The sequence below is a fragment of the Bradyrhizobium sp. 62 genome, assembly GCF_023073035.1.
Taxonomy (GTDB): Bacteria; Pseudomonadota; Alphaproteobacteria; order Rhizobiales; family Xanthobacteraceae; genus Bradyrhizobium.
The window spans coordinates 55,486-75,721 of the sequence record NZ_JADPIT010000027.1; the positions used below are offsets into that span (position 1 = coordinate 55,486).

The following is a 20,236-nucleotide window of genomic DNA, read 5'->3' on the forward strand; positions in this document are numbered from 1 at the left end:
GCTGCCGCTTCGCGCCGCGCTGCCGCCACGCCATGAGCGTCTGCACCGAGATGGAGCCGTTGCTGCGCGAGATCGCGCCCGGCCACCGCATGGCCTGTCATCTGGGAGATACGCAGTTGGGAGGCGCAGCATGACCGAGCCCTTGCTCCGCGTCAGCGGCCTGAAGAAATATTTTCCCGTGCATGGCGGCCTGTTGTCGCGTCAGGTCGGCAGCGTTTATGCGGTCGACGGGGTCTCGTTCTCGGTCAATCGCGGCGAGACGCTTGGCCTCGTCGGCGAATCCGGCTGCGGGAAGTCGACGACGGGACGCTGCGTGCTGCGCCTGATCGAGCCGACCGACGGCGAGGTCGTGTTCGACGGCCAGGATGTCGGCCAGCTCGGCGGCACCGATTTGCGCGCGATGCGGCGGAACATGCAGCTCGTGTTCCAGGATCCGTTCGCCTCCCTCAATCCGCGCATGACGGTCGGCGCCATCCTCGGCGAGGCGCTCGTCATCCACAAGCTCGGCTCATCGGCCAAGGAGCGCGAGGATCGCGTTGCGAGCCTGCTGGTGAAGGTCGGTCTCAAGGCCGAGCACATGCGCCGCTATCCGCATGAGTTTTCCGGCGGCCAGCGCCAGCGCATCGTGATCGCGCGCGCCCTCGCGGTCGAGCCGAAACTGATCGTCTGCGACGAACCGGTGTCCGCGCTCGATGTCTCGATCCAGGCGCAAGTCATCAACTTGCTGGAAGATCTCCAGGCTGAATTGAACCTCACCTATCTCTTCGTCGCGCACGATTTGTCGGTGGTCGAGCACATCTCCGACCGCGTCGCGGTGATGTATCTTGGCCGTATCGTCGAGCTCGCCAAGGCCAGCGACCTCTACCGCAATCCGCAGCATCCCTACACGAGGGCGCTGTTGTCAGCGGTGCCGGTGCCCGATCCCAAGCTCAAGCGCGAGCGCATCCGCCTCAAGGGCGACGTTCCGAGCCCGATGAAGCCGCCGTCGGGGTGCCACTTCCACACCCGCTGTCCTATCGCTCAGCCGCGTTGCGCGGAAAGCGCACCGGAGCTGAAGGAGGGAGCGGGGGGGCACTTTGTGGCGTGCCATCTCGCCTGACGCCGGGAAAAGCGGAGCGCGCATTCAAGCGTGAAGCAGGCCGTGCTCCGACAGGGCCTGCTTGAAAGCCTCAACCGAGGTGTGGTGATGCGCGAAGAGGCCCGCCTCTCGCGCGCCGGCGACATTGGCCATGAGATCGTCGACGAACAGGACGCTCTCCGGTTTGACGTCGAGCTCCGACAGACAGAGGCGGAAGCAGCGCGGGTCCGGCTTCGCCGTCTTGAACCGGGCCGAGGCGTAGATTCGCTTGCCGAACAGCGGCGGCAATTCCGGCAGCAGCGCAGCGACATGGTCGGCGACCAGCGTGGTGCTGTTGGTCAGGACGGCAATGTCGACGGTTTGACGCAAGCTGCCGGCAATCTCCAGCATCGCAAGATCGGCCTGCATTGAACGGCGTCGGGCCTCGATCCACTCGTCCAGTGACAGCGGATAGCCGATGCGCTCGCCGAAACCCCGCAAATAGTCCGCGGCGTCGAGAGTGCCGGAATCGCCGAGCAGCTCGAAGCCGCTGTCCCAGATCGCCTTGTGGACGGATTCGTTCGTGGTCCCCGCAAGCTTCGCCAGCCATGCGACACGCTTTGCCCTGTCGTAGTCGCAGAGGACATTGTCCATGTCGAAGAGGACGAGTTTGATTCTACCAGTCACAGCGGCACTCTCGGATTGGCCGAACATCCGGCCGTGATCCAAGTCATAACGCGCTGGGGCGCAGGCGACAAATCCGGCGCAACGGTCGATCCGTCACGCGCTCCTGGCGGGCCAGGGAACGACCTGTCCCGACATCACCAGCCGGTCACGGCCGTTGTCCTTGGCGGCGTAGAGCGCGCGGTCGGCGGCGGCGACCAGCGTGCTGCAGTCCGCCGTGGTTTGGGATGGCAGACTCGTCGCGCCGCCAACGCTTGCGGTCACCAGGCGCGAGGGGGGACTTTGCGCATGCAGCATGGCGAGATCGTGCAGCGCCTTGCGAATCCCATCGCCGACCTCGGCGCAGCCCTCGGGACCGGTGTTCGGCAACAGCACGGCGAATTCTTCGCCACCGTAGCGCGCCGCGAGGTCGGCCGGGCGCTTGGTGTGCGCTGACAGGATCCGGCCCAGCGCGCGCAGGCATCCGTCGCCCGCCAGATGGCCGTAATGATCGTTGAACTTCTTGAAATAATCGACATCGATCAGCAGGAGCGAGAGCTGCGTGCCGTCGCGCCTGGCGCGCGCCCATTCGTCCGCGAGACGCTCGTCGAATGTGCGGCGGTTGGCGAGGCCGGTAAGGCCGTCGGTCGTTGCGAGTGAGGCGAGCTTGTCCTGAAGATCCTTCTGCTCCGTCATGTCGCGCACCACCGCGACGACGCCGTCGATCTCGCCGCTGTCCGACGCCAGGGTCACGTGCAACGCCGCCTCCGCCCAGATCTCGCCCTTGTCGCGGTGACGCTGGCGATAGACGAACCGCGCCTCCTCGGCCTCGCCATTCCTCAGCGCGGCGATAGCCTGCTCGACCCGCTCCATGTCGTCGGCGTGAATGCCGGCCAAGGCCGAAGTGGACAGCAGTTCGTCGGACGACCAGCCCGTGATGCGTACGTACGAGGGGGAAACGTAGAGCAGCCGGTTGTCCAGCCCGATCCGGGTCACCATGTCGCTGGATTGCTCGGCTAACAGACGGAAGTTTGCTTCGTTGACGACGAGGGCCTGGGCCATGCGCTGCCGCTGTACGAGCTGACGGACCAGGTAGAAGCCGATCACCGCGATCAGCAGCACGAGGCCGAGGACGAAGGTGGTGCGCGCTGCCGCGGCTTGCCGCCAGGGCGCCAGCACGTCGTCCCGCGACTTGCTCGCCAGCACCATCAGGGGATAGCGGCTGCTGCGTTGGTAATAGCTAAGCCGCTGGACGCCATCGAGCGGCGACTTGAAATAGTAGACTGCTGCGGCGGGACGACTTCCCCATCCCTTGAACAAGGGCGCGCTGGACAGGTCGCGTCCGACAAAGGCGCCGCTGTCGTCACGGCTGCGCGCCAGCATGATGCCGCTATCGTTGAGCAGCGACGTCGAGCCGTTCGGACCGATGTCAAACCGCTCGTAGAACTTGACAAAATAGCTGACGTCGATCGTGAGCAGGGCAACGCCGGCGAAGCCGCCGTCGGCATCGTTGATCCGGCGGGACGCGGTGACGACCCATTGGCCGCCGGCTCGACTCTTCACGGGCGGTCCGATCAACGTGCCCATCTCGAGCGAGGCGCGATGACGCTGGAAATATCCGCGGTCGCTGTTGTTGAGCTTGGAGAAGTCGAGGCGCTCCGTCGTGGCAAGCCACTGCCCGGTCGCGTCGTAAACGAAGATGCCGCGGATCCGGTCCGATGATTTTCGTGTCGGCAGATAGGCCTGAAGCTTTGTAATCGTGTCCGGACCGGTCCCATCGATTTCGAGCCGATGGACTAACCCGACGAGGATCGTATCAACGAGTTCGAAGGTGTCGTCCGCGTGCTGGATCAGCGAATGCGCCAGATTGGCGACGTCGATCTCGGCGTTCTTGAGATCTGCATCGCGTGTTTCCCATTCACGCCAGGCGCTCAAGCCGAGGATGGCGAAGCAGGTCAAGATGACGAAACCCGCTGCCCAGAGCGGAAGGCGAGTCTTTCCGAGTTCGCGACCCGTGGTCATCAGGCTTGCTCCATTTCGGCGCAAACCTCTCACTTTGGCCTTAACGGCCTGTTGCAACATCCGCGCGGATTGTGCGCTTCCGGTTGGAACAATCCTCGGCAATGGACGGAGCTATTGTCGAGCTAACCAGGCTGGCGTCGGGCGTCGGCTTCGCCCGGCGTTTTCTGCCTTACTCATCCAGCGTGAAGCCGACCCGCAGCGTCACCTGGTAGTGGCGCACGGCACCATTCTCGATATGGCCGCGCGTTTGCACAACCTCGAACCATTTCATCTCGCGAACGGTCTTTGCGGCCCGGCTGACCGCGTTCTTGATCGCATCCTCGATCGAAGTCTCGGACGATCCGACCAGTTCCAGGATCTTGTAGACGTGATCCGTCTCGCTTGTGGCCATCACTATTCTCCCCTTGTGCTGTGGCGGGGCCGGATATGTCTGTCGCGGACAACTGGCGTCCGCGCGACATCCGGCCTCGACTCTGAACGGATGCCGGCGCTTCGAGTTCCGTCCCCGAGGGAGACCCGCCGGTCGCCTGCCGCGCGCGGTGCTCCATTTTTTATTAGTGCACGAAAATCTGGATGGCGTGGGCGAGTGGCGCTCCCGAATTGGCGCGCGGTCGCGGGCCCGCTCTTGCCCGTCCCGATATGGGCGAGCTAACTTCAGCTCTTCCTCTGGCATCTTCGAAGAGTGGTGATGATCGCGCGTTGGACGAGGGGCGCTCTTGCTGCGATCGGTCTCTGCGTAGTGCCTGCGCCGGCCATCGCGCAGGACGATCTCGACGGTGCCCCGTTGAGCATGTCGCTGCAGGTCACGACCGATCCCTCCACCATCGAGTGCCGTCGGCTGGAGGAGGTCAATCCGGCCTCGCTGGTCTTCTTGCCGCTACGCCGGACCTTCAATGAGGATTTTGACGAGCATCCGCTGGCGAACGGACGCTGGGTGCCGCATTACGCCGGCGGTGCGGCCTGGCCGGAGGCGCGCTACTGGGGTGGCGACGGCTCCGAATTCAAGCGCAAGACCAGCGCCAATGGCGAGCAACAGATCTATGTCGATCCGCGCTACGCCGGGCGCGCGGCGGCGCCGCTCGGGCTCGATCCCTTCAAGGTCAAGGACGGCGTGCTGTCGATCGTCGCCAGCCGCACGCCGCCGGGCTTGAAGCCGGTGCTGTTCGACAACGAGTACATCTCCGGGATACTGACGACCCAGGGCACGTTCGCGCAGAAGCACGGCTATTTCGAGATCCGCGCCAAGGTGCCGGTCGGACATGCGGTATGGCCGGCGTTCTGGATGCTGGCGGATGACGGCGGCTGGCCGCCGGAGGTCGACGTGCTGGAAGGCCGCGGCGAAAAGCCGGGTGATCTCGTGATGACGACGCATTGGCGGATTCCCTCGACCCAGAAGATCCAGTCCTGCGGCTTCGACTTCGCGGTCGGCGACGCGTCGAGCGCATTCCACACTTACGGCGTGCTGTGGGAGGAGGATCGCCTGGTCTATTTCATCGATCGCAGGCCGGTGTCCGACATCAAGGTGCCGATCGGTTTCGACGATCCCATGTACATGATCGTCAATCTCGCGATCGGATCGAAATTCTTTCTCGGCGTCGGTCCGGTCGACGCGGAGTCGCCGCCTACCGTCGCATTCGAGATCGACCGGATTTCCGTCTATCAGATCGATCTGGAGCAGGCGCCCAGATAGCGAAGCTCGCTGATCTCTCCCGGCGTTGAGCGGCGCGAGTCAACCATGGACCGCCGAGAGGGCCTGCACGCCGACGCTACGGATCCAGCTCCGTATCCCAGTAGAGATAATCCAACCAGCTGTCGTGCAGATAGTTCGGCGGGAAGAGGCGGCCGTTGCGGTGGAGCTGGTGCACGGTCGGCGCGAACGCGTGCTGGCGTGGAAACATCTTGGCCTGCACCGGCGTCAGATTGCCCTTGCGCAAATTACAGGGCGAGCACGCCGCAACCACGTTCTCCCAGGTGGTCTGGCCGCCTTTGCTGCGCGGGATGATGTGGTCGAAGGTGAGGTCTTCGGGCGAGCCGCAATATTGGCAGGCGAAACGATCGCGCAGGAAGACGTTGAATCGGGTGAAGGCAGGGTGGGTGGTCGGCTTGACGAAGGATTTGAGCGAGACAACGCTCGGTAGCTGCATTTGCAGCGTGGGGCTATGGACCGCCTGATCGTAATGCGCGACGATGTTGACGCGGTCGAGGAATACCGCCTTGATCGCGTCCTGCCACGACCACAAAGACAGTGGGTAGTAACTCAGCGGCCGGAAGTCCGCATTCAGCACCAACACCGGCCAATGGCCTTGCGAGACATGTGCGTTCAAGTAACGCTCCTGGCCTCCAATGTACGCTGCGAAGCAGCACGTAACTGACATACTACATGCAGCGTGACGGGATTGTGAAGCCCGTTGAGCGACTTATTCCGGCGCAAGCAATGCGGCCGGGGGGTGGCAAAACGCGAAAAACGCCGTGATTTCCAGGTCCGAGGCCGCGGAGGCAGCGTCGTCCTGACAGCGCGATGTGGATGTGCCGAGGCAGCTACTCCCGCACCCGCTCCAGCTTCTGCAAACATCGCGTCGCGCGCACCGCGGCCGGCATCTCCTCATCCGGAAAGCTGGTCTTCCAGTCGGTGACGCCGACCTCGCCGACATAGATGTCGCTCCTGGAATCCAGTGCAATGCCGTGCGGTGCCAGGAATTTTCCGCTCGCAACGCCCGGGCCTGCCTCGCCGCCGAGCCGCGCGATGCGGTTGCCCTTGGCGTCCACGATCGACAACCGCGGGCCGAGATTGGGTACCTTGCGGTTGACCGCCAGGCCAGGGCCGAGTTCCCCGATAACGAAGGTCGGGCTCTTAGCCCCACCGCAACAGCATAGCGCACAAGGGCGGTGCAGATTGTTCCACTGCGTCTCGTACTTGCCGTTGCCGTCGAACACCTGAACGCGATGGTTCTCGCGGTCGGCGACATAGACAAAGCCGTCGGCATCGGTGGCGATGTTGTGCACGATGTTGAACTGGCCGGGGTCGGTGCCGGGCTCGCCCCAGCTTGTCATCAGCTTGCCGTCGGGCGTGAATTTGTGCACGCGCGCATTGCCATAACCGTCGGAGACGTAGATTTCGCCCTTCGGCGACAGCGCGGTGTGGGTGCAGCGGTGGAACGGATCGCCGCTCATGAACGGCGACGGCTTCTCGGGAATGCCGATCGTCAGCAGCACGTTTCCGTCGGTGGTGCACTTGCGCACGGTGTGGTCGCCGTCATCGGTGCAATAGAGATTGTCGTCGGCATCGATGTGCAGGCCATGGGCGCGCGAGAACACGCCTTCGCCCCAACTGCGCAAGAAATTGCCCTCGCGGTCCAGCACCACCATCGGATGGGCCCCGCGGTTGAATACGTAGACGCGGTCCTTGCTGTCGACGGCGACCGAAGCGACGTCGGTGAGCTGCCATCCGTCCGGCAGCTTTGCGAAATTCTCAACGACGCGGTAGCGGTGCTCGCCGGTGCCGAGAATGGCTGGCATGGGTGTTCTCCTCTTATTGGTGTCGGCGATGCGCGATCGTTTCCACACTGTCATTGCGAGCGCAGCGAAGCAATCCAGCTATTTCCGCGGCACGGATTCTGGATTGCTTCGCTGCGCTCGCCGCAGCCTGGATTGCTTCGCTTCGCTCGCAATGCGAGCAGGCTCAAATTGCGCCCGCCTCACGCCCCAAAATCCCTTCCTCGATCGCCTTGATCTGGAGCGCTAGATATTTCGAGTTGATCCGGCATTGCGCGAGGCTGCCGGCGATGAACCAGAGGCCGGGCTGCCTGGTGCGTGCATACATGTTGCGCAGCTCGAGGCCGTCGCCAAAGCCCCAGATAGGGCCGACCCGGTCGACGACGCCGTCGCCGAACAGTTTCCGCACCAGATATTCCTGCGTCTTGTAACCGGTCGAGAGCACGATCAGATCGGCGGCAATAGTCGCGCCGTCCTTCATCCGGGCGCCCTCGGCGACGAAGCTCTCGATCTCGGAAAACTGCCTGAGCTTGATCGCGCCCTCGACGATGAGGTTGGAGCAGCCGACGTTGAAATAATAGCCGCCCCCACGGGTGAGATATTTGAACTGCCAGCCGGTGCCGGCCTCGCCGAAATCGAGCTTGAAGCCGACGCGCCGCAAGCCGTCGAGCAGCTCCTTGTCGAGCTGCTTCGACTGCTCCGTCAGCATCACATGGGTCTTCTTCGCAAGCGGTGTCGGCATCGAGGTCGCGATCAGATCGTTGTCCTCGAGCGTGCCCTCATTGTAGGTCGCATAAGCGAGTTGGGCCGACGGCTCGATATTGGTGACGAGCGTAGGTGAACGCTGCACCAGCGTCACTTCGGCGCCGCTGGAGTGAAGATCCTGCGCGATGTCGTGACCGCTGTTGCCGGTGCCGATGACGATGGCGCGCTTGCCGGTCCAGTGTTCGCCGTCCTCGTAGCGGCTCGAATGCAGCAGCGTGCCCTTGAAGTTGTCGAGTGTCGGGATGAAAGGCACATTGGCGATGCCGCTGACACCGGTTGCCATCACCACATGGCGCGGGTGCATGGTCCGTTTGCCACCGTCAGCACGTCGCAACGTGACGGTCCAATTGCCCTTGGCATCGTCATAGGCGCCCCCTTCGAATTCGGTGTCGGTCCAGAAGTTGAGCTCCATCGCCTCGACATAAGCTTCGAACCAGTTGGCGAGCTTGTCCTTGGGAATATAGGTCGGCCAGCTCGGAGGAAACGGCATGTAGGGCAAATGATTGACCTGCACCTGGTTGTGCAGGGTCAGCGCGTGGTAGCGCTTGCGCCAATTGTCCCCGATCCGTGCCTCGCGATCGACGATCAGGCTGTCGATCTTCAACTGCTTCAGCCGCGCCGCAATCGCGAGTCCGGCCTGGCCGCCGCCGACCACCAGCACGGTAGGATCGCGAGCGGCGTAGTCGCGCGAGGCGTTGCGCAGGTCGAGCCAGTTCGGTCCACGGAAGTCGCGCGAATAGGCCTGGCCGCGCGGCCGCGAGGTGCCGAGCTGCTCCTCGAAGCCCTTGAGCTCGTCGAGCGCGGTAAGGAGCGTCCACGCTTTCAGGCGGTCGCCGTCGGCGGCGTCGGGCACAAGCCTGACGATGCCGCTGCCGCGTCCCAATGCGGTTTCGAAATTGAAGATCGCCTCGATCGTGTTGGTCCCGGCACGCGTGACCCAGCGCGGCGGCGCCCGGTTCGGCGCGATCTTGAAGCTGCCCGGCGCGACCCGTGCGGCGAGCGTTGTCAGCTCCCGCTTGATCGAATCGCCGCCGGCGATCGTTTGCAGGTTCCAGCTGAGTGCCAGCGCGTCGCGCCAATAGCTGTCGGCGAGGAAAAGACGATCCAGCCCAGCGCCATCGGGTGCGCCAAGCGTGCGCTCAAATTCGTCGAGCCAGGCCTGCGCGGATGCGGCAATATCCTTGGTCCTGTCCAGCATGCGCGACCTCGTGCCGTCTTCGCGGCGTTTCCTCTAGGGTCGAAAGCTATACTGGAAGGAGGGGTATCGAAAGCGCTTTACCCGAGCAGCGAAAGCATGTGGCCCTGCTCAGGCGGAATACGCCGGTGAGCGCTGCGAGATGCCCGCCGCACGCTCGCGGAACGAGAGAGGTGTATGACGAAAAAGGCTCCACCTGAGTGGAGCCTCCTCGTGCTGTCGTTTTGGTTCGCGGATCCTTATCTGCCCCGCATCCCATTGCCGTACAACTCGCGCTCACGGCCGACATCGTCAGGCGACAGCGGCGGGCTTGCGGCATCGAAGCCGTTCCAGCCGGATTTTTGCCAGGCGGTGCTCCGTTCCTGCAGGTTCACGGCCTTTTCGTGCAGAAGAGCATCGAGCCGTGAGCGGTCCTGGTCGGGGACCCGCGCCGATACCAGCGTTCCGCCACGACGGACGCCCTCCGCGTAGCGCGACGCATCGTCCTTGGAGACGCCGGCTTCGGTCAGCGCGCCGACGATGCCGCCCGTCGCGGCGCCGGCCGCGGCACCAACTGCGGTCGAAGCCAGCCATCCGGCGGCAACCACCGGTCCGAGTCCCGGAATGGCCAGCAAGCCGAGTCCTGCAAGCAGGCCCGCCGCGCTTCCGAGGCCCGCGCCGATGCCGGCACCCGTGCCGGCGCCTTCGGCGCGATCGTCGACGCCGTCGCGATCGCGGTCGACCTTGCCGGTGGATGAGCCGTACCAATTATCGGAATTGTTCGCGACGATGCTGATGTCGGAGTGCTGCACGCCCGCGGCCTCCAGGCGGCTGACCGCACGTTCCGCATCCGAATAGGTGTCATAGAGTCGAGAAATGGTGGTGGTCATGTTTTATCCTCCTTACTTGGCGGGGTTCACGTTGCCTTGGAAATCGACGCTCACGTCCGCCTTGGTCCCGGCCTTGTCGGCCTTGCCGCGCCAGACGCCGTTGTCGTCCTTTTGCAGGCCGGAAACATTGGAATAGCCCGCGCCCTCGATCTTCGACTTCGCCTGGCCCTCGGTGAAGCTGTTGCGGCCTGCGACCGGTGCGTTGGAGTTGTTGTGATCAGAGCTGTTGACCGCATTGTTGCCCGGGCCGCTTTGTGCCTTTTGCGACTGCGCGCTTACGGGTACCGATCCGAGCAGCAGGAGAGCCGCAGCGAGCGAAATTAGACGTGACATAGTTTATCCTCCGGCAGTGATTGTGCCGGTCGATAACAGACGAGATTCGAATTGGTTGCTCTTCCATTTTGCGACGGAAGCGCGCGTCTTCAAATTGCTCGATATTGAAGAGGCCCAGGAACGATTGCCACTCGTTCCCGTTAATACGGTCTCGCACTCTCGGACGCGTCGCCTGTTTTCACGTCGCCCAATAGGGCTCCCGCAGCTTGCGCTTGAAAATCTTTCCCGTTGCCTCGCGCGGCAGCGCGTCGCGGAATTCGACGTCCTTCGGCACCTTGAAATTGGCAAGCCGCTCGCGCAGGAACGATCGGACAGCGTCGGCCGAGAGCCCGGCATCCGATTCAGGCTCGACAAAGGCGCACAGCTGTTCGCCGAATTCCGCGTCGGGTATGCCGAACACGGCACAGTCGCGCACGCCGGGCATTCCGATCAGCGCGTTCTCGATCTCGGCGGGATAGATGTTGACGCCGCCGGAGATCACCATGTCGCGCTTGCGGTCGCACAGGAACAGATAGCCGTCCTCGTCGAGGTAACCGACGTCGCCGACGCTGACGAGACCGTCGCGGCCGGCCTCGGCCCTTGCCTGCGTCCTGCCGTGATAGTCGAAATCGGGCACTGCCGTCTGGCGCATGTAGATTTCGCCGACTTCGTTGGCACCGCACGGGCTGCCGTCATCGCGGAAGATCCTGACGATGCCGCCTTCGATGGCGCGGCCGACCGTGCCGGGCTTTTTCAAGGCTTCCTCGGCCGAGTGCCAGACCGGGATCCCGGTCTCCGTGGAACCGAAATATTCGTTGATGACGGGTCCCCACCAGTTGATCATGGCGCGCTTGACGTCTGGCGGGCAGGGCGCGGCGCCGTGCACGACGAAACGCAGCGACGACAGGTCGTAACGCTGCCTGACCGCTTCGGGCGACCGCAGCAGCCGGACGAACATGGTCGGTACCATGTGAATGTGCGTGACGCGGTGGCGCTCGATCAGCGCCAGCAGCTCCTCGGCATCGAACCGCGCCTGGAGGATGATGGTGCAAGCGCTGCGGAACGCCAGCATGCCGTAGGAATGCGGCGCCGAGTGATACATCGGCCCGTTGATCAGCACGATTTGGTCTTCCCGCGGCTTGATGCCATAGGCGATCCCGCCCACGCGTTCCGAGGCGGCCGCCTGTTCGGGCTGCATCGGCATGCGCCGCACACCCTTCGGCATGCCCGTAGTCCCCGACGTGTAGATCATCGCTGCCGCCCGGCGCGGTGGCTCCTGCGCTTGCGGATGGTCGTCGCGCCAGCGGTCCCAATCGGTCAGTCCCACAGGGATCTCGGTCAGCTCCCGAGGGATCGAGAAGGTCGCCGCGAGTTCGGGCGGCGTCGCGACGACCAGGAGAAGGACATCCGCCGGTATGCCGTCGCGGATCTGCGGCAGCAAATCGGCATGACAGACGAGGATCTTCGCCCCGCTGTCGGCCAGGATGTAACGGACCTCCTCGGCTTTCAGATGCCAGTTGATCGGCACCACCGGACTGCCCAGCGCGGCGGAAGCGGCAACCACCTCGAACAGGGCGAAATCGTTGCGCAGCATCATCGCGACCGGCGCTGCCTCCGCAAGCCCCAGGGCACGGAAGCCGCTCATCACCCGCTTGATCCGGGCCCGGATGTCGTCATAGCTGATCTGGCGTTCGCCGCTGATGATCATGGCGTCTCCTCATTCCGCTCGTCTAGCGATCATCCAGCACGTCGCCGAAGCCGACCCAGCTCTTGCCGTTGAAACGCCGGAGCTGAAGCTGCTGGAACGGCAGATAGTCGTCGGGGCCGGTCGCAACAGCCATTCCCGGCAGCAGCAGCGGCAGCTTCACATCCTTCAGCGAGGCCGCCTGGCGCATGATGTTGTCGCGGCTGACATCGTCCTTGCACGCCTTCAGCACGGTCATCAGCAGCGTGGCATAGTGATAGCCCGCGGCGTAGTTGGAGTTGGAGAGGTCCGCGGTCGGCATGTAGCGCTTCATGAAGGCGAAGTATTCCTTTACGCCGGGATCGTCGGCCCATTGCGGGTCCATCGTGTCCTTCTGGTTGCTCGACGAGATCAGACCGACCGCGTTGTCGAGCCCTGCCGGTTCCAGGAAAGAGATCGACGACGCCGAGGTCGGCACGAAGAACAGCTCCGGCTTCCAGCCGATCTCGGCCACGCCCTTGACCATCTGCGAGGTGAACTTGCCGAGCACGACGCCGAACAGCACGTTGGCGCCGGAGGCCTTCAAGGTCGAGAGCTGCGAGCTGATCGTCGGCGCGCTGGTCTCGTAGCTCGCTTCCGCGATGATCATGCTTGCGGCCTTGGGCCCGAGCGCGCGCTTGAACCCCGCGACATAGTCGCGGCCGAAATCGTCGTTCTGCGAGAGGATCGCGATCCTGGCGTCGGGCTTGGCCTGCAAAATGTATTTGGCATAGACCACGCCCTCGGATTCGTAGGCCGCCATGCCCGGCATGGTCCACGGGTTCTTCTGCGGATCGGCCCATTTGGTGGCGCCGGAGAGCACGAACAGCTGCGGCACTTTCTTGGCGTTGAGATAGCGCTGCACGGCGCTGTTGGTGGCGGTGCCGAGCGAACCGAACATCATCAGCACCTCCTCTTGCTCCACCAGCTTGCGGGTCTGCTCAACGGTCTTTGGCGGCGAATAGGCGTCGTCCAGCGTGATGAACTTGACCTTGCGGCCGTTGATGCCGCCTTCGGCATTGACCTTCTCGAAGAACGCTTCCTGCGTCCGTCCGATTGCGCCGAAGCCAGAGGCCGGACCGCTGTAGGGCAGGGTCTGCCCGATGCGAATCTCGTCGCTGCCTTCGGCATGGGCGCTGCCGCCAGCAAGCGTCAGCAACGACATGCCGATCAGTGCGGCTGCCAGCTTCATGGTATCCTCCCGTTTTATTGTCGGTCCGAATCCTTCGCTGGCGCGCATCAGGAAATCCTGTCGGGCCTGGTCGAATTCCCGTTTCATCCGGTCGACGAGTTCGGCGACTGGCGGCGCGTCTGCGATCTGGCCGATACCCTGGCCCGAGCCCCAGATGTCGCGCCACGCCTTGGATTTCATGTTGCCGCCGGAGCCGAAGTTCATCTTCGTCTTGTCCGCGGCCGGCAGGTTGTCCGGATCGAGCCCGGCCGCGGCGATCGAAGGGCCGAGATAGTTGCCGTGCACGCCGGTGAAGAGGTTGGTGTAGACGATGTCGTGGGCGGCGTGCTGCGTCAGGGCGGATTTGTAGGCTTCGTCAGCATTGGCTTCCTTCGTCGCGATGAAGCGCGTGCCCATATAAGCGAGGTCGGCGCCCAGCGTCAGCGCGGAGGCGATTGCGAAGCCATCGCTGATTGCGCCCGACAGCAGGATCGCGCCGTCGAACCATTGCTTGACCTCACGTACCAGCGCGAAAGGCGAGAGCGTTCCTGCATGTCCTCCAGCGCCGGCGCAGACCAGGATCAGCCCGTCGACGCCTTGCTCGGCCGCCTTGCGCGCGTGCTTGACGTTGATGACGTCGTGGAACACGAGGCCGCCGTAGGAATGCGCGGCCTCGACGAGCTCGGCGGGCGGTCGCAGCGAGGTGATGATGATGGGCGCCCTGTGCTTCACACAGGTCTCCATGTCCTTCATCAGCCGGTCGTTGGAGGCGTGGCAGATCTGGTTGACGGCGTAGGGTGCGACCTTCTTGCCGGGATTGAGCGATTTGTATTCGCCGAGTTCGTCCTCGATGCGGCTCAACCACTCGTCGAGCTTTTCCACCGGACGGGCATTGAGCGCCGGAAACGAGCCGACGATGCCGGCCTTGCATTGGGCGATCACCAGCTCAGGGCCCGAGACGAGGAAGAGCGGCGAGCCGACCACGGGCAGCTCGAGCGAATCCTTCAAGAGAGCGGGCAGCGCCATGATGTCCTCCCGGAAAACGCAGCCCGCCGGCGGGCGGATGACGTGGCGTTTCCCTTTGATCGTCGCGGGCGAGTTGCCGCCCATGTTTCACTTCACGCCATTATAGGGGTTGGAGTGCGGCCTCCCATCGTTCAATATTGAACGGATGACTATTCAGATTTGAACAGAGGCCGCTCATGGACTGGGACCTTTGCAAGACCTTCGTCGCGGTCGCCGATACCGGCAGCTTCACCGGCGCGGCACGCCGGCTGCACAGCAGCCATCCCACCGTCAGCCGCAAGATCGCGGCGCTGGAAGCCCAGCTCGGTACCAGGCTGGTGGCGCGCGCCGCCGACGGCCTGGCGCTGACCGCGGAGGGACGGACGCTGCGCGAGCACGCCGAGGTGATGGCGGCGGCCGCGCTGCGGGCGGAGACGGCAGTCTCGGCCGGAGGGCACAAGGCGCGCGGGACCGTCAAGCTGTCGATCGGCGCGACGCTGGCCTCACATTGGCTGATGCCGTGCCTGCCTGCGTTCCTGCGCGCGCATGATCACGTCCAGCTCGAGGTCATCACCCATCCGTTTCCGGCCAGCGTACGCCGGCGCGAGGCGGACGTGGTGCTGCGGCCTTTCGACAGCGGCGAGGAAAATCTGGTCGGCCGCAAGGTCGGCCGTCTCGGCACCGGATTCTACGCCTCGCGCGAGTACGCCGGCGGGCGGTCCCTGCCGGAACGGCGCGGCGAGTGGAAGGGGCACAGCGTCATCGGTTTCGCCGATCAGGCCTCCAATGCCCAGCTTGCGCGCTGGAGCGACGTCGTCACGCGTCAGGCCAGGGTGGTGATGCGCTGCTCGTCGCAGGGCGACATGCTGGCGGCGGTCCGCGCCGGACTCGGAATCTCCGCCCTGTCGTGCTTCGTCGCCGAAAGCTATCCCGATCTCGTGCGTGTCGCGCCCCAGAAGCTCGCCAGCATCGCGGACCTGTGGCTGCTCGCCCATCCCGACCTCGTCGAACTGCCGGCGGTGCGGGCCGTCATCGACTTCGTCGCCGATTGCGCCCGGACCGATCGCGTTAGGCTGCGGGGCTAAGCTGATCCCGCGATGACGCCTTCGCGTTTTTTTACCGCGCGATAATAGCTCCACCACAGATGCGCCGCCGCGCCGCGCAGGGGGCGCCAGGGTTCGGCGAGCGGCGCCATCTGCTTCTCCGTCGGCCGCGCCTGCAAGCCGAGCCCGATGCGGATGCCTTCCTGCACCGCGAGGTCGCCGGCCGGCCAAGCGTCGCCATGGCCCAGGCAGAACAGCAGATAGACGTCTGCGGTCCACGGCCCGATGCCGGGCAGTGCGATCAGCGTGTGGTGCGCGGCATCGGCGTCTTCTTCTGCGAGCACGTCGAGGTTCAGCCGCTGTGCGGTGATCTCGCGCGCGAGATGTTTCAGCGTCTTGATCTTGGCGGCGGACAGGCCGAGCCGCCCCAGCCGGTCAGTGCGGGCGCGGCGGACCGCCTCGTGGTCGAACGGATCGAACGCCGCCGACAGCCGTCCCCAGATCGCCGCGGCGCTCGCGGTCGAGAGCTGTTGCCCGCAGACGATGTGGGCAAGCCCCGCAAAGCCAGGCTCGCGCCGCCGCAACGCCGGCATGCCGGCAGTCGCCAGCACCGGCTTCAGGCGCGGGTCGCGCTTGACCAGCGCATAGACGGCCTCTTCGAGATCGGATTGGGTTTCGAGGTGGATGGTCATCGCTTGCTGAACTCGTTGTGCGCGGACTTGACCCGCGCATCCATCTCCTATCGTAACAGAGTGTTGGAAGATGGATGATCGGGTAAGCCCGGCCATGACGAGATTTGTGCATATGTCGCCACCCGTTTTCCGATTTGCCCCCAGTCCGAACGGTTTTCTGCACCTCGGCCACGCCTATTCAGCGCTGTTGAATTCCGACCGCGCGCGCGAGACCCGTGGGCGGCTCTTGCTGCGGATCGAGGACATCGACGCGACGCGTTGCCGGCCGGAATATGAGACAGCGATCTACGAAGACCTCGCCTGGCTCGGTGTCGCCTGGGAGACGCCGGTGCGGCGGCAGTCGGAGCATTTCGACGCGTATCGCGCGGCACTGGACAGGCTCTCGGCGCTCGGCCTGGTCTATCCCGCCTTCGAAAGCCGCGCCGAGATCACAAGGCTGGTTGCGGCGCGTGAAGCAGATGGGCCGTGGCCGCGCGATCCCGACGGCGCGCCGTTCTATCCCGGCGACGCCAGATCGCTGTCCGCCGACGAGCGAGACCGCCTCATCGACACCGGTGCGCCTTATGCGCTTCGGCTCGATATGGCGGCTGCCTGCCGCCGCGCCGCCGGCCTAAGCTGGAACGAACTGGGCGAGGGGCCCGATGGTGAGCGTGGTGTCGTTCCGGCGCGGCCAGAAGCCTGGGGCGATGTCATTGTGGCCCGCAAGGAGACGCCGACCAGTTACCATCTGTCCGTCGTTGTCGACGATGCGCTCCAGGACATCAGCGAGATCGTGCGGGGCCAAGACCTGTTCCACGCCACTTCGGTCCACCGTTTGCTCCAGGTACTGCTCCGCCTGCCGGAACCCGTCTACCGCCACCATGGGCTAGTTCGCGACCAGGGTGGCCGGAAACTGTCGAAATCAACCAACTCGACCGGCCTTCGTGAACTGCGCGCTGCTGGCGCCACGCCGGCCGGTATCCGCCAGCTGGTGGGATTAGATTAAGTTTCTCTGGGGGTTAGCCAAACGCCGCCGTGACTCCGGGTGTTCCGCCGTGCCATGCTCACCGGACGGCCCGGGGGTTCGAAGGGGATACTTCGAAGGGGAGTTATGGCGGCGAAAACGCGCGCAGCGCGCACTACGGGGACGTCCAAGCGAGTGGCTCGGAAGCGCTCCGGGCCGACTGCCCGGTTGCGCAAGCGCAGCACCAAGCGGGTCGAGCCGGACGTCGTCCAGGCCGCGCTTGCCGCCTTTGCCCATGAGGTCCGCACCCCCCTGACCGGCATTCTCGCGATCAGCGACCTGCTCGCGACGTCGGATCTCGGGGAACGGGAAAGACGCTGGGCCGACACGATCAAGGCCGGGGCCGAGCATCTGGCGAACCTTGCCACCCTGTTCGTCGATGCCGCCCGAAGTGGCAAGGGGACCGGGAAGACGGTCGGGGGTGGAAGCTCGCTGCGGCAGGATTTGTTCGACCTGCGGACCCTCGCTCGCAACGCTGGCGATTCGCTGGCCGGTCGCGCCGCGGCCAAGGGCCTCCAGGCCGAGGTCAATATCTCGGAGAAGCTGCCCGGGCTGGTGGTCGGTGATCCCGTGCGCCTGCGCGCCGCACTCGAGAACCTGATCGACAATGCCGTGAAGTTCACCGAGCACGGCGGCGTGGCGCTCACGGTCGCGCCTTGGCGTTCCGCCAAGAGCAAGAGCAACACCAAGAGCAAAGGCCAAGCAAAGAGCAAAGGCAGGGTCGGAATCGCCTTCGCGGTGTCCGACAGCGGCATTGGCCTCACCATGGCCGAGATCAAGCGGCTGTTCCGGCCGTTTACCCAGGCCAATGTCACCATTGCCTCGCGCTTCGGCGGCGCCGGCCTGGGCCTGTCCTCGGTGAAGCAATTGGCGCGCGCGATGGGCGGCGACATCACGGTCGCCCCTCGGCTCGGCGGCGGCGCCACCTTCACGTTGACGGTGTCGGTGGATGCCACGGGATCGGGCAAGTCCAGCAAGTCGAAGGGCGAAGCCGAGATGGATGCGGTCCCGGCACTGCGCTTGCTCAGCGTCGAGGACAATCCGTTCGGCCGCGTCGTCCTCAACACCATCCTGACCGAGCTCGGCCATCATGCCGAGTTCATCGGGCGCGGCGAGGATGCGGTGAACCGGCTCGCGCAGGGCGCCTTCGACGCGGTGCTGATGGATATGGTGCTGCCGGGCATCAATGGCGTCGAGGCGATCAGGCGGATCCGCACCATGGCGACGCCGCTGGCTCAGATCCCCATCATCGGGGTGTCCGGCCGCGGCGAAGACGAAGTCGCCTCACGCGAGGCCGGCGCCGACGCCTTTTTGGTCAAGCCTGTGTCTCCGCGGGCGCTAGCGACTGCGCTGCTTGCAGCGACACGCCGTGAGGAAGCCGCGACTTGATGATCGCGGCGTTGAGCTCGCCGCCGAAAACGAAGATCGCCGCGATGAAGTACAGGAACACCAGCGCGATGATCACCGAGGCGAGCCCCGCATACATCGTCACGTAATTGTTGGCGAAGCGCGCCAGATACTGCCCGAACACGATGCCCGAGATCAGCGACGCCACGATGGTGAAGACGATGCCGGGCAGGATCTGCAGGAACCGGCGCCGTCCCGCCGGCAACCAAGTGTGCAGGATGATCAGCGCCACGACCAGCGCGCCGACGGTGATGCCGTAGCGCAGCCAGGTGAGGATCCTCTCGTTGGACTCGACGAACAGCGGAATGTGGGCGCGCGCGGCCTCGATGAGGAGCGGCCCGAGCACGATCAGGAATGCCATGGCGAGCGCGGTGATGGCCGCAATCAGCGTGTAGGCAATCGATTCCAGCCGTAGCCAGTACCAGGGCCGCATCTCCACGACCGCATAGGCGCGGTTCAGTGCGACCCGCAGCGCCTCGACGCCGTTGGAGGCGAAGTAGACCGACAGCACCGCGCCGATGGTGAATAGGCCGGTGCGGGTCGTGGTCAGCACGTCGTGGACTTCCCCCGAGATCGAATCCGCGACCTGCTTGGGCCAGACCTGGAGCATCAGGCTTGCGGCCTGGTCCGCGAGTTCCTTGGAGCCGAAGAAGCCGGCGAGCGAGGTCAGCACGATCAGGAACGGGAACAGCGCCATCAGTGTCGACAGTGCAATGTGGCTCGCGATTGCCCAGCCATCGTCGGCCAGGAACGTGTAGAACGCGTCCATCGCGACGACGTAGATGGCACGGATTGCCTTCACGCACCACCTGCACTGCTGTTGTCGTTTCCTCTTCCCGCGCGGGGGAAACGCATTCCGACCTCTCGCCGCAGGCGGGGAGAGGCGAAGAGGACGGGTAATTCGCGCAAATCCAGATTCATCCAGCTAGCTTCTGATATTATTGGCTTAAAAGCCAGATCGGGAACGCCATGGCGGACCGGCGCGGAGGGTGTTATTTACCCTCGAATGGCATCTCTTCTGAGTACTTTCATCCTGCCGATCGCGGTCGGCGCCGTGGCGTTGGTGCTGCTGCTAGGTCTCATCAACATGATGCGCGGCGGCTCGCCCAGCACCTCGCAGAAGCTGATGCGCTGGCGCGTGCTGCTTCAGTTCGTGGCGATCGTCATCGCGATGGTCACCGTGTGGGCGATGGGGCGTTAACATGGTCGTGCTCAACCGCATCTATACGAAAACCGGTGACGACGGCACGACAGCGCTCGGCTCGGGCGAACGCCGGCCGAAATATGATCTGCGCATCGAGGCCTACGGCACGGTCGACGAGACCAATGCCGCGATCGGCGTGGTCCGGCTTCACACCAGGGATGCGCCCGAGCTCGACGCGATGCTTGGCCGCATCCAGAACGATCTGTTCGACCTCGGCGCGGACCTCGCGGTGCCCGAACGTGAGGGCAAGGCGGAGCGGCTACGGGTGGTGGCGAGCCAGGTCGAGCGGCTCGAGCGCGACATCGACGCGCTCAACGACAAGCTGGCACCCCTGACCTCCTTCGTGCTGCCGGGCGGCACGCCGGCCGCCGCCTACCTCCATGTCGCCCGTACGATTTGCCGCAAGGCGGAACGCGTGATGGTGGAACTAGCGGCCCGGCCGGAAGAGCCCGTTGGTGCCGCTGGCATCCAGTATATGAATCGCCTGTCGGACTTCCTGTTCGTCGCGAGCCGCGCCAGTAACGACGACGGCGGCGGCGACGTGCTCTGGGTTCCGGGCCAGAATCGCTGACCCATTATGCGGCGCATTTCTGGGCGCCAAAATTAGACCCCT

At 64.6% G+C, this 20,236-nt stretch carries 19 protein-coding genes and 2 pseudogenes; 8 read left to right on the plus strand and 13 right to left on the minus strand.

The features are described 5' to 3' along the window. Positions 1 to 134: pseudogene (locus IVB47_RS26065) on the plus strand (ABC transporter ATP-binding protein); the annotation flags it as partial. Beyond that, a complete protein-coding gene (locus IVB47_RS26070) occupies positions 131 to 1,099 on the plus strand; it encodes a dipeptide ABC transporter ATP-binding protein (RefSeq protein WP_027565638.1) in 969 nt (322 codons plus the stop codon). The pseudogene IVB47_RS26065 and the gene IVB47_RS26070, both read left to right, overlap by 4 nt. A gap of 24 nt (positions 1,100 to 1,123) precedes the next feature. Here the strand turns inward: IVB47_RS26070 and IVB47_RS26075 are convergent, their stop codons facing one another. From IVB47_RS26075 to IVB47_RS26085, 3 genes are all read right to left on the minus strand, one after another. Next, positions 1,124 to 1,771, minus strand: coding sequence for an HAD family phosphatase (locus IVB47_RS26075; protein WP_247465603.1), 648 nt, complete (start codon positions 1,769 to 1,771; stop codon positions 1,124 to 1,126). A gap of 66 nt (positions 1,772 to 1,837) precedes the next feature. Next, positions 1,838 to 3,742 (minus strand): sensor domain-containing diguanylate cyclase, encoded by a 1,905-nt coding sequence (locus IVB47_RS26080; protein ID WP_247465606.1) that lies wholly within the window; start codon positions 3,740 to 3,742, stop codon positions 1,838 to 1,840. 169 nt (positions 3,743 to 3,911) lie between these two features. Next, on the minus strand, positions 3,912 to 4,133 hold the full coding sequence (locus tag IVB47_RS26085; protein WP_018453224.1) for a dodecin: 222 nt from the start codon (positions 4,131 to 4,133) through the stop codon (positions 3,912 to 3,914). 297 nt (positions 4,134 to 4,430) lie between these two features. On the opposite strand from IVB47_RS26085, the gene IVB47_RS26090 reads away from it, so the two are divergent. Beyond that, complete coding sequence (locus IVB47_RS26090) at positions 4,431 to 5,432, plus strand: glycoside hydrolase family 16 protein (protein WP_247465611.1); 1,002 nt, start codon at positions 4,431 to 4,433, stop codon at positions 5,430 to 5,432. 76 nt (positions 5,433 to 5,508) lie between these two features. On the opposite strand, the gene IVB47_RS26095 is transcribed toward IVB47_RS26090, so the two are convergent. The 8 genes and pseudogenes from IVB47_RS26095 to IVB47_RS26130 all read right to left on the minus strand — a co-directional run. After that, positions 5,509 to 6,066 (minus strand): HNH endonuclease, encoded by a 558-nt coding sequence (locus IVB47_RS26095; protein ID WP_007597381.1) that lies wholly within the window; start codon positions 6,064 to 6,066, stop codon positions 5,509 to 5,511. A 214-nt stretch (positions 6,067 to 6,280) separates the two neighbouring features. Beyond that, entirely contained in the window at positions 6,281 to 7,258 is a 978-nt protein-coding gene (locus tag IVB47_RS26100) for a peptidyl-alpha-hydroxyglycine alpha-amidating lyase family protein (RefSeq protein ID WP_247465613.1), read from the minus strand. Between the two features lie 163 nt (positions 7,259 to 7,421). Continuing rightward, positions 7,422 to 9,197, minus strand: a complete 1,776-nt coding sequence (locus IVB47_RS26105; protein ID WP_247465616.1) for an NAD(P)/FAD-dependent oxidoreductase — start codon at positions 9,195 to 9,197, stop codon at positions 7,422 to 7,424. A gap of 236 nt (positions 9,198 to 9,433) precedes the next feature. After that, complete coding sequence (locus IVB47_RS26110; RefSeq protein ID WP_247427593.1) at positions 9,434 to 10,063, minus strand: hypothetical protein; 630 nt, start codon at positions 10,061 to 10,063, stop codon at positions 9,434 to 9,436. 12 nt (positions 10,064 to 10,075) lie between these two features. Beyond that, on the minus strand, positions 10,076 to 10,396 hold the full coding sequence (locus IVB47_RS26115) for a PepSY domain-containing protein (RefSeq protein WP_027565631.1): 321 nt from the start codon (positions 10,394 to 10,396) through the stop codon (positions 10,076 to 10,078). Between the two features lie 178 nt (positions 10,397 to 10,574). Beyond that, positions 10,575 to 12,083 (minus strand): acyl-CoA synthetase, encoded by a 1,509-nt coding sequence (locus tag IVB47_RS26120; protein ID WP_247427596.1) that lies wholly within the window; start codon positions 12,081 to 12,083, stop codon positions 10,575 to 10,577. 22 nt (positions 12,084 to 12,105) lie between these two features. After that, entirely contained in the window at positions 12,106 to 13,290 is a 1,185-nt protein-coding gene (locus IVB47_RS26125; RefSeq protein WP_247465686.1) for an ABC transporter substrate-binding protein, read from the minus strand. Positions 13,291 to 13,326: 36 nt separating this feature from the next. Next, positions 13,327 to 14,295, minus strand: a pseudogene (locus IVB47_RS26130) (nitronate monooxygenase family protein); the annotation flags it as partial. Positions 14,296 to 14,471: 176 nt separating this feature from the next. On the opposite strand from IVB47_RS26130, the gene IVB47_RS26135 reads away from it, so the two are divergent. Continuing rightward, on the plus strand, positions 14,472 to 15,359 hold the full coding sequence (locus IVB47_RS26135; protein ID WP_027565627.1) for a LysR family transcriptional regulator: 888 nt from the start codon (positions 14,472 to 14,474) through the stop codon (positions 15,357 to 15,359). On the opposite strand, the gene IVB47_RS26140 is transcribed toward IVB47_RS26135, so the two are convergent. After that, positions 15,356 to 16,009, minus strand: coding sequence for a DNA-3-methyladenine glycosylase (locus IVB47_RS26140; protein WP_027565626.1), 654 nt, complete (start codon positions 16,007 to 16,009; stop codon positions 15,356 to 15,358). The two genes, IVB47_RS26135 and IVB47_RS26140, sit on opposite strands and share 4 nt — an antisense overlap. 112 nt (positions 16,010 to 16,121) lie before the next feature. Here IVB47_RS26140 and gluQRS point away from each other — a divergent pair, with 112 nt between their 5' ends. Both gluQRS and IVB47_RS26150 read left to right on the plus strand, forming a co-directional pair. Next, the gene (gene gluQRS, locus IVB47_RS26145; protein WP_247465619.1) at positions 16,122 to 16,994 is read left to right on the plus strand and encodes a tRNA glutamyl-Q(34) synthetase GluQRS; all 873 of its coding nucleotides are present in this window, start codon (positions 16,122 to 16,124) and stop codon (positions 16,992 to 16,994) included. Between the two features lie 105 nt (positions 16,995 to 17,099). Then, on the plus strand, positions 17,100 to 18,401 hold the full coding sequence (locus tag IVB47_RS26150; protein ID WP_247465626.1) for an ATP-binding protein: 1,302 nt from the start codon (positions 17,100 to 17,102) through the stop codon (positions 18,399 to 18,401). On the opposite strand, the gene IVB47_RS26155 is transcribed toward IVB47_RS26150, so the two are convergent. After that, positions 18,328 to 19,221, minus strand: coding sequence for a YihY/virulence factor BrkB family protein (locus IVB47_RS26155; RefSeq protein WP_027565623.1), 894 nt, complete (start codon positions 19,219 to 19,221; stop codon positions 18,328 to 18,330). The two genes, IVB47_RS26150 and IVB47_RS26155, sit on opposite strands and share 74 nt — an antisense overlap. 204 nt (positions 19,222 to 19,425) lie before the next feature. Between IVB47_RS26155 and IVB47_RS26160 the strand changes: the two genes are divergently transcribed. Both IVB47_RS26160 and IVB47_RS26165 read left to right on the plus strand, forming a co-directional pair. After that, on the plus strand, positions 19,426 to 19,620 hold the full coding sequence (locus IVB47_RS26160) for a twin transmembrane helix small protein (protein ID WP_027565622.1): 195 nt from the start codon (positions 19,426 to 19,428) through the stop codon (positions 19,618 to 19,620). Between the two features lies 1 nt (position 19,621). Further along, complete coding sequence (locus tag IVB47_RS26165) at positions 19,622 to 20,194, plus strand: cob(I)yrinic acid a,c-diamide adenosyltransferase (RefSeq protein WP_247465630.1); 573 nt, start codon at positions 19,622 to 19,624, stop codon at positions 20,192 to 20,194. Positions 20,195 to 20,236 lie beyond the last annotated feature (42 nt).

Excerpts from the sequence above, each read along its gene's own strand:
- IVB47_RS26070 (WP_027565638.1), top strand. The coding sequence starts at position 131 with ATGACCGAGCCCTTGCTCCGCGTCAGCGGCCTGAAGAAATATTTTCCC.
- IVB47_RS26075 (WP_247465603.1), bottom strand. The coding sequence starts at position 1,771 with ATGTTCGGCCAATCCGAGAGTGCCGCTGTGACTGGTAGAATCAAACTC.
- IVB47_RS26080 (WP_247465606.1), bottom strand. The coding sequence starts at position 3,742 with ATGACCACGGGTCGCGAACTCGGAAAGACTCGCCTTCCGCTCTGGGCA.
- IVB47_RS26085 (WP_018453224.1), bottom strand. The coding sequence starts at position 4,133 with ATGGCCACAAGCGAGACGGATCACGTCTACAAGATCCTGGAACTGGTC.
- IVB47_RS26090 (WP_247465611.1), top strand. The coding sequence starts at position 4,431 with ATGATCGCGCGTTGGACGAGGGGCGCTCTTGCTGCGATCGGTCTCTGC.
- IVB47_RS26100 (WP_247465613.1), bottom strand. The coding sequence starts at position 7,258 with ATGCCAGCCATTCTCGGCACCGGCGAGCACCGCTACCGCGTCGTTGAG.
- IVB47_RS26105 (WP_247465616.1), bottom strand. The coding sequence starts at position 9,197 with ATGCTGGACAGGACCAAGGATATTGCCGCATCCGCGCAGGCCTGGCTC.
- IVB47_RS26110 (WP_247427593.1), bottom strand. The coding sequence starts at position 10,063 with ATGACCACCACCATTTCTCGACTCTATGACACCTATTCGGATGCGGAA.
- IVB47_RS26115 (WP_027565631.1), bottom strand. The coding sequence starts at position 10,396 with ATGTCACGTCTAATTTCGCTCGCTGCGGCTCTCCTGCTGCTCGGATCG.
- IVB47_RS26120 (WP_247427596.1), bottom strand. The coding sequence starts at position 12,083 with ATGATCATCAGCGGCGAACGCCAGATCAGCTATGACGACATCCGGGCC.
- IVB47_RS26125 (WP_247465686.1), bottom strand. The coding sequence starts at position 13,290 with ATGAAGCTGGCAGCCGCACTGATCGGCATGTCGTTGCTGACGCTTGCT.
- IVB47_RS26135 (WP_027565627.1), top strand. The coding sequence starts at position 14,472 with ATGGACTGGGACCTTTGCAAGACCTTCGTCGCGGTCGCCGATACCGGC.
- IVB47_RS26140 (WP_027565626.1), bottom strand. The coding sequence starts at position 16,009 with ATGACCATCCACCTCGAAACCCAATCCGATCTCGAAGAGGCCGTCTAT.
- gluQRS (WP_247465619.1), top strand. The coding sequence starts at position 16,122 with ATGTCGCCACCCGTTTTCCGATTTGCCCCCAGTCCGAACGGTTTTCTG.
- IVB47_RS26150 (WP_247465626.1), top strand. The coding sequence starts at position 17,100 with ATGGCGGCGAAAACGCGCGCAGCGCGCACTACGGGGACGTCCAAGCGA.
- IVB47_RS26160 (WP_027565622.1), top strand. The coding sequence starts at position 19,426 with ATGGCATCTCTTCTGAGTACTTTCATCCTGCCGATCGCGGTCGGCGCC.
- IVB47_RS26165 (WP_247465630.1), top strand. The coding sequence starts at position 19,622 with ATGGTCGTGCTCAACCGCATCTATACGAAAACCGGTGACGACGGCACG.